Origin of the sequence: Kocuria gwangalliensis, from assembly GCF_039544365.1 — a bacterium.
GTDB lineage: Bacteria > Actinomycetota > Actinomycetes > Actinomycetales > Micrococcaceae > Kocuria > Kocuria gwangalliensis.
Genome location: NZ_BAABLN010000003.1, coordinates 1 through 14,242 on the forward strand (window position 1 = coordinate 1; position 14,242 = coordinate 14,242).

Below are 14,242 nucleotides of genomic sequence, written 5' to 3' on the forward strand. Positions count from 1 at the left end.
GAGTTCATGGTTGAGACAGTAGGGAAGTCGTTACTCCATTCGTGCAGGTCGGAACTTACCCGACAAGGAATTTCGCTACCTTAGGATGGTTATAGTTACCACCGCCGTTTACTGGGGCTTAAATTCTCCGCTTCGACCGAAGTCTAACGAGTCCTCTTAACCTTCCAGCACCGGGCAGGAGTCAGTCCGTATACATCGTCTTACGACTTCGCACGGACCTGTGTTTTTGATAAACAGTCGCTTCCCCCTAGCCTCTGCGACCCCAACCAGCTCACACCGCGTGGGTGATCACCAGCCAAGGCCCCCCTTCTCCCGAAGTTACGGGGGCATTTTGCCGAGTTCCTTAACCATGATTCTCTCGAACGCCTTAGTATTCTCTACCTGATCACCTGTGTCGGTTTAGGGTACGGGCGACTAAAACCTCACGTCGATGCTTTTCTCGGCAGCATAGGATCACCAAATTCTCTCACCAAAGAGAGTCCCATCACATCTCAGGCTTTAGGGTCCGCGGATTTACCAACGAACCACCCTACATGCTTAGACCAGGACAACCATCGCCTGGCTTGGCTACCTTCCTGCGTCACACCTGTTAATACGCTTACCTCCCCGGATCAGGTCCCACGCTCCCCACACACCTCATCACCCCGAAGGGATCCAATAATGAGTGGTTCGGGTGGTTAGTGTCCCCGGTTCAGTATGGACGGTTCTTCGTCGGTACGGGAATATCAACCCGTTATCCATCGACTACGCCTGTCGGCCTCGCCTTAGGTCCCGACTCACCCAGGGCAGATTAGCTTGACCCTGGAACCCTTGATCATCCGGCGGACGGGTTTCTCACCCGTCTTTCGCTACTCATGCCTGCATTCTCACTCGTTGAGGTTCCACCACTGGGTCACCCCGCAGCTTCACTACCCCAACGACGCTCCCCTACCCACAACACCACCTCAACCACTAACGGCTCAGCTATCCGGTGTCATGCCACAACTTCGGCGGTGTACTTGAGCCCCGCTACATTATCGGCGCGGAATCACTTGACCAGTGAGCTATTACGCACTCTTTCAAGGGTGGCTGCTTCTAAGCCAACCTCCTGGTTGTCTAAGCAACTCCACATCCTTTCCCACTTAGCACACGCTTAGGGGCCTTAGTTGATGGTCTGGGCTGTTTCCCTTTCGACTATGAAGCTTATCCCCCACAGTCTCACTGCCGCGCTTACACTTGACTGGCATTCGGAGTTTGGTTGACGTCAGTAACCTTGTAGGGCCCATCAGCCATCCAGTAGCTCTACCTCCAGCAAGCAACACACGACGCTGCACCTAAATGCATTTCGGGGAGAACCAGCTATCACGGAGTTTGATTGGCCTTTCACCCCTACCCACAGCTCATCCCCTCCATTTTCAACTGAAGTGGGTTCGGTCCTCCACGCGCTCTTACACGCGCTTCAACCTGGCCATGGGTAGATCACCCCGCTTCGGGTCTAGATCACGCCACTCATAACGCCCTATTCAGACTCGCTTTCGCTACGACTACCCCACACGGGTTAATCTCGCGACGTAACACTAACTCGCAGGCTCATTCTTCAAAAGGCACGCCGTCACCCCAAAAAGGCTCCGACGGCTTGTAAGCACACGGTTTCAGGTACTATTTCACTCCCCTCCCGGGGTACTTTTCACCATTCCCTCACGGTACTGATCCGCTATCGGTCATCAGGAAGTATTCAGGCTTACCAGGTGGTCCTGGCAGATTCACACGAGATTTCACGAGCCCCGTGCTACTTGGGAGAACATCAAGTCACAATAATCATGGTTTCGTCTACGGGACTCCCACCCACTACGGTCTGGCACTCACCACCAGTTCGACTACCACAACACCACAACCCCCGAGGTGGCGACCCCGAGAACAACGCATCCCACAACCCCGATCATGCAACCCTCGCCAGGTATCACACACAACCGGTTTAGCCACCATCCGCTTTCGCTCGCCACTACTAACGGAATCACTATTGTTTTCTCTTCCTATGGGTACTGAGATGTTTCACTTCCCCACGTTCCTCCTCGCACCCTATGAATTCAGATACGAGTGACCACGCATAACACGCAGCCGGGTTACCCCATTCGGAGACCCTCGGATCACAGCTCGTTTATCAGCTCCCCGAGGCATATCGCAGATTTCCACGTCCTTCATCAGCTCCTGATGCCAAGGCATCCACCGTGTGCCCGTAACAACTTATACGCCACACAACACAAATAATCATCAAAAATACACACCACACACCAACAACCCCAAAGAGGTCATCCATGCGCGGCGTTCAAAGATGCTCGCGTCCACTATGTAGTTGACAAACAACAACCCACCAACACCACCCATCACCAGCTCACACCGGTAATAGTGATGTTCCAGGTAATAACCAACAACCACCACCCACACCCCCACCCAGGAGATCCTCACGGACCCACCCACCAGGGACATACGTGCTGAGCTTGTTGATCGACAACCCAACAATGTGCCACCACACCACCACCACACACCACCCACAACATGATGTTGCGGGGTTCCCGTGCGCGGGGTTAAGTCTGTACGCCTGTTGATATTCCACCCATGAGCAAACCACCACCACAACGAAACTGTTGGGCGCATGGCGGCCACTAACCACCAAGGACCTGATAACCAGGACCCCGGCTGCAACCACACGGCTGCTGGGCCTGCTCCTTAGAAAGGAGGTGATCCAGCCGCACCTTCCGGTACGGCTACCTTGTTACGACTTAGTCCCAATCGCCAGTCCCACCTTCGACGGCTCCCCCCACAAGGGTTAGGCCACCGGCTTCGGGTGTTACCAACTTTCGTGACTTGACGGGCGGTGTGTACAAGGCCCGGGAACGTATTCACCGCAGCGTTGCTGATCTGCGATTACTAGCGACTCCGACTTCACGTGGTCGAGTTGCAGACCACGATCCGAACTGAGACCAGCTTTTTGGGATTAGCTCCACCTCACGGTATCGCAACCCATTGTACCGGCCATTGTAGCATGCGTGAAGCCCAAGACATAAGGGGCATGATGATTTGACGTCATCCCCACCTTCCTCCGAGTTGACCCCGGCAGTCTCCTATGAGTCCCCACCATCACGTGCTGGCAACATAGAACGAGGGTTGCGCTCGTTGCGGGACTTAACCCAACATCTCACGACACGAGCTGACGACAACCATGCACCACCTGTACACCAACCTCAAAGAGGAAAACCCATCTCTGGGCCGGTCTGGTGTATGTCAAGCCTTGGTAAGGTTCTTCGCGTTGCATCGAATTAATCCGCATGCTCCGCCGCTTGTGCGGGCCCCCGTCAATTCCTTTGAGTTTTAGCCTTGCGGCCGTACTCCCCAGGCGGGGCACTTAATGCGTTAGCTACGGCGCGGAAAACGTGGAATGTCCCCCACACCTAGTGCCCAACGTTTACGGCATGGACTACCAGGGTATCTAATCCTGTTCGCTCCCCATGCTTTCGCTCCTCAGCGTCAGTAACAGCCCAGAGACCTGCCTTCGCCATCGGTGTTCCTCCTGATATCTGCGCATTTCACCGCTACACCAGGAATTCCAGTCTCCCCTACTGCACTCTAGTCTGCCCGTACCCACTGCACACCACGGGGTTAAGCCCCGGGCTTTCACAGCAGACGCGACAAACCGCCTACGAGCTCTTTACGCCCAATAATTCCGGACAACGCTTGCGCCCTACGTATTACCGCGGCTGCTGGCACGTAGTTAGCCGGCGCTTCTTCTGCACGTACCGTCACTTTCGCTTCTTCCGTGCTGAAAGAGGTTTACAACCCGAAGGCCGTCATCCCTCACGCGGCGTCGCTGCATCAGGCTTTCGCCCATTGTGCAATATTCCCCACTGCTGCCTCCCGTAGGAGTCTGGGCCGTGTCTCAGTCCCAGTGTGGCCGGTCACCCTCTCAGGCCGGCTACCCGTCGTCGCCTTGGTAGGCCATTACCCCACCAACAAGCTGATAGGCCGTGAGCCCATCCAAAACCAGTAAAACCCTTTCCACACACCCCCATGCGAAGATATGTAGTATCCAGTATTAGACCCAGTTTCCCAGGCTTATCCCAGAGTCAAGGGCAGGTTACTCACGTATTACTCACCCGTTCGCCACTCATCCACCCAGATGAAAAACACCCAAGCTTCAGCGTTCGACTTGCATGTGTTAAGCACGCCGCCAGCGTTCGTCCTGAGCCAGGATCAAACTCTCCGTCAAAAAACACTCAACAGAAACCACAACCACAACGATCATGGGATCCCAGCTGACACCCAACACCCCAAGGAAACGGGAAAAACACCCCAGAGCATCAGGCCATCAACCAAAAAAACAAATTCTTGGTATCAACAAACTAGGCACACTATTGAGTTGACAAACAACAAACCACACAAGAAACCCTTAGGTTCTTTGTTGGTTGGTCCTGCCGCTGGATCCGGAAGCTTTTCGCTTTCCCCTGCGGCAACCCCTTCAGCTTATCCAGCCGTTTACCTTTCCGCAAACTCTCGTTCGCGACTGAGCAAAGCTCGGTAAGTGGTTGGTAGCTGTCGGCGGTACCGGGAAGGCGATCTCTCGCTTGTCCGTCCTTGCGGCGACTCGGAATACATTACACAGAGATCGACCACCGCGCAAAGCATCGATCGGACCTGTGTTATACGTGGCCTGGGTCACTACATTCTCGATCATCTGGGCCTGCAGAGAGCGTCGGCCGGGTCCCGCGCACCCACGGCAGAGGGACCCGACCCAGGGCCCCCGGCTATCCCCGCAGCAGGTTTTTTCGCACCTTGCCCGTGGCCGTGCGCGGCAGCTCGTCGCTGAAGGTCACGGTGTCCGGCACCTTGAATCCGCTCAAGCGCTCACGCACGTGCTCCCGCAGCTCCTCCCCGGTGACCGAGGAGCCGGCCGAACGCACCACGTGCGCCACCGGCCGTTCACCCCACTTCTCATGGGCAACACCGATCACGGCCACGTCGATCACGTCCGGGTGGGAATACAGGGCCTGCTCCACCTCGATGGACGAGATGTTCTCGCCGCCGGAAATGATGATGTCCTTGGCGCGGTCACGCAGTTGGATGTACCCGTTGGGGTGCATGACGCCCAGATCGCCGGTGTGGAACCACCCACCGAAGAACGCCTGCTCCGTGGCTTCCGGGTCCTTGTAATAGCCGATCATCACGTTGTTGCCGCGCAATACCACTTCACCCAGTGCTTCGCCGTCCTCGGGGACATCGTTCATCTCGGTATCCACGATGCGCGCGGACTCCGCCTGCACCATGCCCACGCCCTGGCGGGACATCTGCTGGGCGCGGTCCTGCGGGGAGAGTTCCTTCCACTCCTCTTGCGGTTCACAAATGGTGATGGGACCGAACACCTCGGTGAGCCCGTACACGTGCACGATCCCGAACCCGGCACTCTCGAGGCGCTCAATGATGCTCGGCGCCGGCGGAGCTCCCGCCGTGGTGATGCGAATGGGGTTGTCAAGCGCATGAGCTTCGTCCGCGTCCACGATGATCGAGCACACGGCCGGCGCGCCACACAGGTGCGTGATGCCCTGGTTGTCGAACGCGTCCCAGATCGCATCCGGCCGCACGGCCCGCAAACATACATGCGTGCCGCCGGCCGCGGTCACCGCCCACGTGGTGCACCACCCGTTGCAGTGGAACATCGGCAGCGTCCACAGGTAGCGGGTCGCGCCGTCGAAGCCGTTGTGGAACACCTCGCCCAGGCTGTTCAGGTACGCCCCGCGGTGGCCGTACAGCACGCCCTTGGGGCGGCCCGTGGTCCCGGACGTGTAGTTGAGGGTGATGGGCGAGTTCTCGTCCGTCACCCCGTAACTCACGCCCCGCTCGCCCGACGACGCCGCCCGGCCGGCTTCCCGGGGCTCCACATCGATGAACTCGTCGAACGTGGGGATCTCACCGTGGGAGTGCTCCCGCACCGGTTCGATACCGGCCTGCTCATCGGGCAGCTGGACGAGCGTGATGCCGTCTTTGCCTTCGATCGCGGCGGCCACGGAATCCAGCACGGAGGAGTCGGCGATGACCACCCGCGCCTCGCTGTGCTCCAGGATGTAGTCGAGCTCACGCGTGGACAACCTCGGGTTCAACGGCACCAGAACCGCACCCGCAGCCGGAACCGCATAGTGGGCCATCAGCATGGCCGGAAGGTTGGGTGCAATCACGGCCACCGTGGGCAGGGACCGTGTCAGCTGCTCCGCACCCAGATACCCCTGTCCCGCAGCGTCACCGGACGCGGCGGCGTCGTCCCCCGAAACCGAAAGGGGTGGCAGATGCGGCAGCAGCGCGGTGGCGAAGCGCCGCACGTCTCGTTCGAAGGCCTGATAAGTCCACGATTGGTCGCCGTACACAATGGCTTCTCGCTGGGGAAAGACTTCCGCGCTGCGCTCGATGAATCGCAGCGGGGACAGGGGCTGTGCGTTGGCGTACATGGGTGCTCCTGTAATCGGTGGCTCAGTTGTAGGCCGAGAAACCGGTGATGGACTTGCCGATAATGAGGGCCTGAACGGTTTCGGTGCCCTCGTAGGTGTGCAGCGCCTCGACGTCCGCAAAGTGACGCGCAACACGATTTTCCACCAAAATGCCGTTGCCGCCCAAAAGATCGCGCGCGTTCGCCGCAACACGACGGGCCGTGCGGGTCGCGGTGTACTTGGCCAGCGAGGCCTGGGGCCCGGTCAGTGTGCCGGCCTCCTCCTTGCGGGCCATGGCCATCACGATTGTTTGCATGGCAGTCAACTCGCTGAGCATGCGCGCCAGTCGCTCCTGCACGATCTGCGACGCGGCCAGCGGACGACCGAACTGTTGCCGCTGCGCCGCGTACTGAACGGCGGTCTCGTAGCAAGCCACCGCCTGCCCGACCGCGGCCCAGGCCACACCGATGCGCGTTGCGAACAACACCGCGGAGGTGTCCCGGAACGAACCGGCACCCGGCAGCACGTTCTCCGTGGGAACAAAGACATTCTCCATGCGGATGTGGGCCTGATGGATGGCGCGCAACGCCAACTTGCCTCGGATGGTCGTGCCGCTGTAACCCTCCGACTCCTGCGGAACCACAAAGCCCTGCACCGCGTTGGTGACATCGTTGCGGGCCCACACCACGGTGATGCCGCCCATGGAACCATTACCGATCCACTTCTTCTCACCGTTGAGAATGAAACCGCCCTCGGAGGGGGTGGCGCGGGTTTCCAGGCCGATCGAGTCCGAGCCGTGCGTGGGTTCGGTCAGCGCGAAGGCACCCAGCAGCTTGCCCGCGGCCATATTCGGCAGCCAGCGTTCCCGCTGTTCGTCGTTGCCGCACATGGCGATCGAGCGCATGGCCAGCCCGCCCTGCACGCCGCTCACGGTGGAGATGGAGCCGTCCCCGCGGGATAGTTCCATGGCCACCAATCCGGCAGCCATTTTGGACATCGGCGCATACCCGGGGACGTCCACGCCGTCACGCAACAGGTCCAACTCGCCCATGCGCGCCACCAGGTCCAGCGGGTACTCGCCGCGGTCCCAGTACTCGTGGATCACGCCCAGCAGCTCGTCCTGCACGAACGCGCAGGCGCGCATCCAGTGCGCGCGGTCCTCGTCGGTGATGTCCGCATAGACACCGGCGGCGTCCGTGTCGAGCACATCGTTGAGGGAGTATTCGGGTTCCACGGTGCCCTGCGGGAACAAATCCTGGCTACCCGTGGAAGGTTCGGTGGTGGGCTGCTCGCTCATGCTGTGATCTCTTTCGTGAAGTCGTGGTGGTTCTCGGCGGGGTGGGTTACTTCTGGGCGGCGTCGAATCGCTGGCCGCGCACGCGTTCGGCTGCTCCGCACCGGTCCAGATACGGGGTGATGCCGCCCAAGTGGAACGGGTAGTTGGCGCCCAGAATCATGCACAGGTCCACGTCCCGCGCGGAGGCGACCACGCTCTCATCCAGCATGTGGCCGATCTCGTCCGCGAGCGCGTCCTGGACGCGCGTGAGCAACTGGCCGTTCGCGCCGTCGTCCCCCGCCGACGACGCCGCCCGCTCGCCCCGCGTGCGATCCCGGGCCTGCTCCGCCTGCGGGGTGAGGTAGGTGTCGGAGTCTTCGCCGCGCCGGGGCAGCACGCGGGTGAGGCCGGCCTCGGCCACGGCGTCCAACCACGGGGAGAGTGTGAAGCGGTCCGGGTAGGCCTGGTGCATCGTGTGGGTGATATGCACGAGCACCGCGGGGCCCACGAAGTCCAGCAGTTGCAACGGCGTCATGGGCAGACCCATGGGTGCCAGTGCCCGGTCCACGGTCTTGGGATCGCCGCCGGCGTCGATGGCGCGGCCGATCTCGTCATACATGCGGGTCAGCACGCGGTTGACCACGAAGCTCGGCGCGTCCTTGACGAGCACGGCGATCCGGCGCAGTGTGGCCGCGAAATCGAACGCGGTGGCCACCGTGGAGTCATCGGTGGCCTGGGCCGCCACGATCTCGAGCAGCGGGGTGACCTCCACGGGGTTGAACACATGGAACCCCACGAGCCGTTCGGGGTGCTGCAGGTCTTCACCCATGGCGGTGACGGACAGCGATGACGTATTGGTGGCGAGAATCGCGTCAGCACGCAGCACCGGCTCCCACTGGGCGAAGACCTTCTTCTTGACGTCGAGCTCCTCGAAGACCGCCTCGATCACGAAGTCCGCGTCCGCGAGATCCTCGGGGCTCTTGGCGCCGGTGATCAGGGAGCCCAGCTTCTCGGCCTGTTCGGGGCTCATGCGGCCCTTCTCCGCCTGCGCGGTGAACCGGTCGCGGGTGCGCTGCACACCGGTGGCCAAGCGCTCGTCGTCCAGGTCGGTCATGACCACGGGAATCTGGGCGCCCTGGGCCATCAGGCTCGCGAGCTGGCCCGCCATCAGACCCGCGCCAATGACCGCCGCCCTGCGGATGGGGCGCACGGGGGCGTCCGGCACGTTGGCGGCAGCGCGGCGTCGGGCGGTGACCAACTCGAATGCGTAGAGGGAGGCCTTGGCGGCGTCGGTCCGCAGCACGGACGAGGCCAACTGCACGGCCGCTGCGGCATTGGCGTGCCGGGAATCCGTCCGGGCGCGCCCCACCAGATCGATGGCCGCGACCGGACCCGGCGCGGCACCGTGCCAGGCGCGCTCGGCCTTGGCCCGGGCGGAGTCCACGGCGCCCTGCCAGGCGGCGTCGTCATCGGAGGACCTGCGCGGTTCGTGCTTGCCGTCGAGAGCATCGACCACCCACTGCCGCCACTGCTGATCCCACTCGCTCGTCCCCGGGGAACCGTTCAGTACGGCGTCGACCATGCCGATCTCCAAGGCCTGCTGAGGCTTGAGATTCCGCCCGCGCATGGAGTCGGTGACGATCACGTCGAGGGCGGCCTGGGCGCCGACCAGGTGCGGCAACAGGTAGACGCCGCCCCAGCCGGGGAAGAAGCCCAGGTGGCACTCGGGCAGGCCCAGCTGTGCCTTTCCCGAGGCGGCCAGGCGATAATCCGAGTGCAGGGCCAGCTCCATGCCGCCACCCAGGGCCATGCCCGTGACAAGTGAAAAGGTGGGCACCGGCATGTCCGCGAGCACCGCGAACGTCTCGTGCCCGGCCCAAATGTAATCCTCCGAGGCATCGTTGAGCTGCGCGTGCCGGATCTCCTTGAGGTTCGCCCCTGCACCGAAGGATGTGGTGTTGCCCGTGACAACCACGGCCTCAACCGCGGAGGTGTCAATTGCCGTGAGTTCGCGGCGCAGCTGCTGCAGCGCCTCAGAACCCCAGATGATCAGCCCCTTGGAGTCCGCGGAGTCCAGGCTGACCAGGGCAATCGGACGTTCGCGCCCGGGGAGGACCGGATAATCCACGCCAATGGTCACGGTGGAGGGGAACTTGGTCTCGGTCACGCTGAACTCCTGAGCACTGAGGGGTTGTGGTCCGTGCCACATCATCATCCCCCAGAGTGCCCTGAGACTGCGTCTCACGTCAAGATATTGCGTGTCATTCGGGGCGGCTTACCAGGGTGCACGGTCGATAGGCTGAACGGGATGAAAACCGTGCTGCCCCTGCGCTCACAGCGCCTGACGTTCCGCCGGCTCACCGAGGCGGATATTGAGCCGATGCACTCCTACCAGTCCCGCGAGGACTACGCCGTGCACGCGTGGCGTGGACCGCGAAACATGGACGATGTCATCGGCATGGCCAAGGACCACACGGGTGAGCGCCGCTGGTCCGAGGACGGGGACCAGATTCGTCTTGCCGTGTCACCGCACGATACGGACGAGCTGGCCGGGGAGATCGTGCTGACACTCGCCGATGCCGAGGCCTCCCAGGTCGAAATCGGCTGGGCGCTGCACCCGGACCATACGGGCAGGGGCTACGCTGCGGAGGCCGCGCGCGCGGCCGTGGAGGCCGCCTTCGAAAGATTGGGGGCGCATCGCGTCTTCGCGCGCCTGGACAGCCTCAATGTTGCCTCGGCCAAGGTGTGCGAGCGCATCGGGATGCGACATGAGGCCACCCTGCGCGAAAGCCACTTCCAACTGGGCGAGTGGCGCGATGAACTGATCTACGCGGTGTTGGTCTCCGAGCGCAATCTCGACTGACCCCGGGCGGTAACCAGCGCCTCATAGACCGAACGCGCCGTCTGCTCCGCCGCCTCCCGAGGATCAGCGCCTTCCTGGAGCACGACAACCACCGGCGAGGCCGACGCCGCCGCCTCGGGTTGGCGCGGCACACTTGCAAGGCGCCCAGCCCCCGGTGACAGACCGAACGCCGTGCACAGCCAGCCGATGCGCTGGTTGAGGCCCGCGGCGAGCTGTTCACCGTTGTTGGCCTGCGGATCCCTCAGCCACGTGCGCAAATAGGCGTTGTGCACGGCCACCGTGGCCGAGGCCAGGGACACTGCGGTGACGCGCTGATCCGCGTTCTCGGGGAGCGCCCCGCGCAGGAACCCCTGGAACAGTCGCTCGTAGCGATGTGACGTGGCCAGCTCCCTGTCCCGGAGGGATTCCACGTCCTGCAGCAGGTGATGCCGGGCAACGGCCCGGTCCGCGTAATCAAGATTGTGCCGGAACACGAGTTGAACGCCTTCCGCCAGTCCCGCCTGCGGTGTGAGGCCCGGCCGGTTCAACAGCTGCTCGAGGCGTTCCAAGTTGGAGGCGTGATCCGCGAAGACAATGTCTTCCTTGGACCCGTACTTGCGAAAGAACGTGGCGCGGCTGACCCCCGTGGCCTGCGCCAGTTGATCCACGGTGGTCGCGTGGTAACCCTGCGCGGCCAATAAGCGGATTGCCTGGGTGACGACGTCGCCGGTCGCCCCGGGTGCGATACTCATCTGGCCTCCTGCCGAGATGGTAGTCCGTGCAAGTGCTTGCGCGGCGGACGCCTACGAGCCCCGCAGGACGCGATAGCCCTTGCGCGGGTCGTAACCGTGGATCTCACGGGTGTCCAACACGGCCATGAAATCCAGTACGTCCGGGGAGATCACCTGGCCCGGCACCAACACCGGGAAACCGGGCGGGTAAGGAGTCACGAAGCCGGCAGAGACGGGCTTCTCACCGCTGGCCACTCGCTCGCGCAGTTCCTCGTGGCCCACGTGCTCCACCGACGTGCGGCGCTGACCCTTGAAGAACGCGGCGCGCATGTCACCGTCCGGCAATTGCCCATCGGTCGCGTATCCGTCCGCGAATGAACTGAAGTCGGGCAGCGGCGGCATGGGTGTGTCATCGACCTTCGCTGCGATCTCGGGATCGAGCTGGGAGCTCTCGTCCTCGAAACGCTGAGCGAGCTTCACGAGCACCTCCACGAGATACGCGATCGCGCTGCGCGAGGTGCCAATGTTGGTCATGAACAGCACGGTGTTCCGGCTGGTCTTGTTGACCTGGATGCCGTAGCGGTCCATGAGCAGGTCGTGCTTGAACGTGTCACCGTCCACGCCGGTCCGGCTGATCTCAATGGTGATCCGGCTGGGGTCGACCACGAACTCGTCCGTGGTCCACGCTTCCCACATGCTGGCCAGCCCGTCACGCAACGGCATGGGGCGGCCCACCTCACGATTCTCCTGCGGCACCAGGTCGTGGGCGGTGAGCACACGGAAGGTACGGCGCAGCAGCGGGTGCCGAGCAATGGCCTGGGACAGGCTCGTGGCCAGATCCAGCTGTCGCTGCACGAGCTCGTAGCCCTCCAACTCCACCTGCCGACGCCCGATGTCCAGGGACGTGAGGATCTGGTAGTTGGGCGAGGTGGAGGTGTGCGTCATGTACGCCTCGTGGAAGGGTTCTTCTGCCTCGCGCACCCACTCGTCGTCGTGGACGTGGATCATGGACCCCTGCCGCAGCGCGGTGAGGGTCTTGTGCGTGGACTGGGTCGCGTACACGCGAATCTTGACGTCCGGGGCGGGGATCAGTCGCTCCTGCAACCAGACCTCGTCCGGCGCGGGGTTGCCCTGCTCGTCGAAGAGCCGCTTCTGCTGCTCGCGGTAGGCGATCTGGTGGGCCCTTGTGCCCATCCGTTCCTTGAGATGGGTGGCCGCCCACATGGCGGTACGGCGTCGCGTCACCGGATGGAAGGTCGCGAAGGCGAACCAGGCCTCGTCCCATAGGAAAACCAGGTCAGGCTTGATGGCCAGACACTCCGCCATGACCCGCTCGGGGTCGTAAACGATGCCGTCGAAGGTGCAGTTGGTGAGCGTGACCAGCTGAACCTCGTCCAGGCGCCCCTGGGCGCGATAATCCAGCAGCAACTGCTTGATGCGCGACAGCGGCACCGCACCGTAGAACGCGAACTCGTTGCGCGGGTAAGCCTCCAAATACGCGGGGCGAGCGCCGGTGAGCACCACCGCGTGGTGGTGGGACTTATGACAGTTGCGGTCCACGAGCACCACGTCATTGGGTGACAACAGCGCCTGATGCACGATCTTGTTGGCGGTCGAGGTTCCGTTGGTCACGAAGAACGTGTGCTTGGCGCCGTAGGCGCGGGCCGCAAGTTCCTGGGCCTTCTTCAACGTGTGCACCGGGGCCAGGAGCGAATCCAAGCCACCGGAGGTCGCCGAGGTCTCGGCCAGCAGCAGGTTCAACCCGTAGAAGTCCAGGAGGTCCTTGATCCACTTGGAGCCCACCACCGAACCACCGCGGGCAATCGGCAGGGCGTGGAACACACCCACCGGGCGGCGGGCATGCTCCTGGACCGCGGAGAAGAACGGGGTGTCGTACAGGTGGGACACCCTGCGCAGCAACGTGAGGTGCAGCTCCAACTTGTCCTCGCGCCGGAACACACGGCGGAAGCGATGGGTCAAGGCACCGGAGAGGCCCTCGATGTGCGCGCCCGCCATGAGGTACAGGTCCATCTCGGGGCGCAGCGCGGCGAGGGTGTCGGCCAGGCGGAGCACTCGTTGAATGGATGCGAGCGGGGTGCGGGCGGAGGCCGATTCCGGGCTCACCAGGTTGCGCGCCATCTCAATGGAGCTCTTGAGATCGCGGCTCAACGGCTGCCGGGAGCGCTCGCTGAATCCTGGGCGGACAACGCACGCGAGAATATTGGGGTTGGTCAGGACCGCGGCCACGGCATCATCCGCGGAGGGCACGATCACGTACTCGTAAATGAAGTCATCGGCGGAGGAGCGCAACCGCAGGCCCTCGGTGCGCAGGCCGTCACGGTCCGCGGGTGTGCTCTCGTCCACGATCAGAACTTCGAACCGGGGACGCGGGTCGGTGTCGACCAGCAGGTCCGAGTTCTCCGAATCGTCTGCGAAGTCATCGCGGGTCGTGTCCGGCACGGTGTCACCGCGGAGCCGGTTGACGACCTTGCCGATCCGCTCGAGGGCCATGTGGTAATCGCCCTGTTCCAGCATCTCCCGGATGGCGGCGACGTAGCGCTGACCGAATCCGGCCCAGTACATCTCCACGGTTTCAAGGGCGCGCAGAGAGCGCCGGAGTTCGCTGTCCGCGGCGAGGGCTTCCTTGTCCTCGTTGCCGAGTGCAATCCGTTTCATGGCGAACCGCAGGTACTCCCAGGCGTCGCTGCGCAACCGCCAGGTGCTGGCGGGCATTCCGGGGTCCGGTTCAAGGATTCCCGCGGCACTCCCCCGACGATTGTTCTGACCCTGGTGGTCCGTGGCCGGTGTATCCATGGAATGCCTCCGCTTGCTCCATCGCCTGCGCTGAACTCTTGAACGTTCATCCTATGTCCGGCCCGGTGGGGGCTCGCGGAACATAACAGATTGCGACCGCGAGTCAGTCTCAGGGACCGGCCTCGGTTGT

At 62.6% G+C, this 14,242-nt stretch carries 7 protein-coding genes and 2 rRNA genes; 1 reads left to right on the plus strand and 8 read right to left on the minus strand.

Annotated elements, in window-relative coordinates; all coding sequences use genetic code 11:
- The 6 genes from ABEA06_RS01960 to ABEA06_RS01985 form a co-directional block, all read right to left on the minus strand.
- A 23S ribosomal RNA gene (locus ABEA06_RS01960) occupies positions 1–2,229 on the minus strand; the annotation flags it as partial.
- A gap of 21 nt (positions 2,230–2,250) precedes the next feature.
- Positions 2,251–2,445, minus strand: coding sequence for a hypothetical protein (locus ABEA06_RS01965; protein WP_345310376.1), 195 nt, complete (start codon positions 2,443–2,445; stop codon positions 2,251–2,253).
- Between the two features lie 265 nt (positions 2,446–2,710).
- Positions 2,711–4,243: ribosomal RNA gene (locus ABEA06_RS01970) — 16S ribosomal RNA — on the minus strand.
- Between the two features lie 535 nt (positions 4,244–4,778).
- Positions 4,779–6,470, minus strand: coding sequence for an AMP-binding protein (locus ABEA06_RS01975; protein WP_345310377.1), 1,692 nt, complete (start codon positions 6,468–6,470; stop codon positions 4,779–4,781).
- A 22-nt stretch (positions 6,471–6,492) separates the two neighbouring features.
- Positions 6,493–7,746 (minus strand): acyl-CoA dehydrogenase family protein, encoded by a 1,254-nt coding sequence (locus ABEA06_RS01980; protein WP_345310378.1) that lies wholly within the window; start codon positions 7,744–7,746, stop codon positions 6,493–6,495.
- A gap of 46 nt (positions 7,747–7,792) precedes the next feature.
- On the minus strand, positions 7,793–9,892 hold the full coding sequence (locus ABEA06_RS01985; protein ID WP_345310379.1) for a 3-hydroxyacyl-CoA dehydrogenase NAD-binding domain-containing protein: 2,100 nt from the start codon (positions 9,890–9,892) through the stop codon (positions 7,793–7,795).
- A gap of 141 nt (positions 9,893–10,033) precedes the next feature.
- Here ABEA06_RS01985 and ABEA06_RS01990 point away from each other — a divergent pair, with 141 nt between their 5' ends.
- Positions 10,034–10,588, plus strand: coding sequence for a GNAT family N-acetyltransferase (locus tag ABEA06_RS01990; RefSeq protein WP_345310380.1), 555 nt, complete (start codon positions 10,034–10,036; stop codon positions 10,586–10,588).
- Here the strand turns inward: ABEA06_RS01990 and ABEA06_RS01995 are convergent.
- A complete protein-coding gene (locus ABEA06_RS01995) occupies positions 10,552–11,319 on the minus strand; it encodes a TetR/AcrR family transcriptional regulator (protein ID WP_303382755.1) in 768 nt (255 codons plus the stop codon). The two genes, ABEA06_RS01990 and ABEA06_RS01995, sit on opposite strands and share 37 nt — an antisense overlap.
- 51 nt (positions 11,320–11,370) lie before the next feature.
- A complete protein-coding gene (locus ABEA06_RS02000) occupies positions 11,371–14,112 on the minus strand; it encodes an aminotransferase class I/II-fold pyridoxal phosphate-dependent enzyme (protein ID WP_345310381.1) in 2,742 nt (913 codons plus the stop codon).
- Positions 14,113–14,242: the final 130 nt, after the last annotated feature.

Bases quoted from the DNA above. Each gene is read 5' to 3' on its own strand.
- ABEA06_RS01975 (WP_345310377.1), bottom strand. From the start codon at position 6,470: ATGTACGCCAACGCACAGCCCCTGTCCCCGCTGCGATTCATCGAGCGC.
- ABEA06_RS01980 (WP_345310378.1), bottom strand. From the start codon at position 7,746: ATGAGCGAGCAGCCCACCACCGAACCTTCCACGGGTAGCCAGGATTTG.
- ABEA06_RS01990 (WP_345310380.1), top strand. From the start codon at position 10,034: ATGAAAACCGTGCTGCCCCTGCGCTCACAGCGCCTGACGTTCCGCCGG.
- ABEA06_RS01995 (WP_303382755.1), bottom strand. From the start codon at position 11,319: ATGAGTATCGCACCCGGGGCGACCGGCGACGTCGTCACCCAGGCAATC.
- ABEA06_RS02000 (WP_345310381.1), bottom strand. From the start codon at position 14,112: ATGGATACACCGGCCACGGACCACCAGGGTCAGAACAATCGTCGGGGG.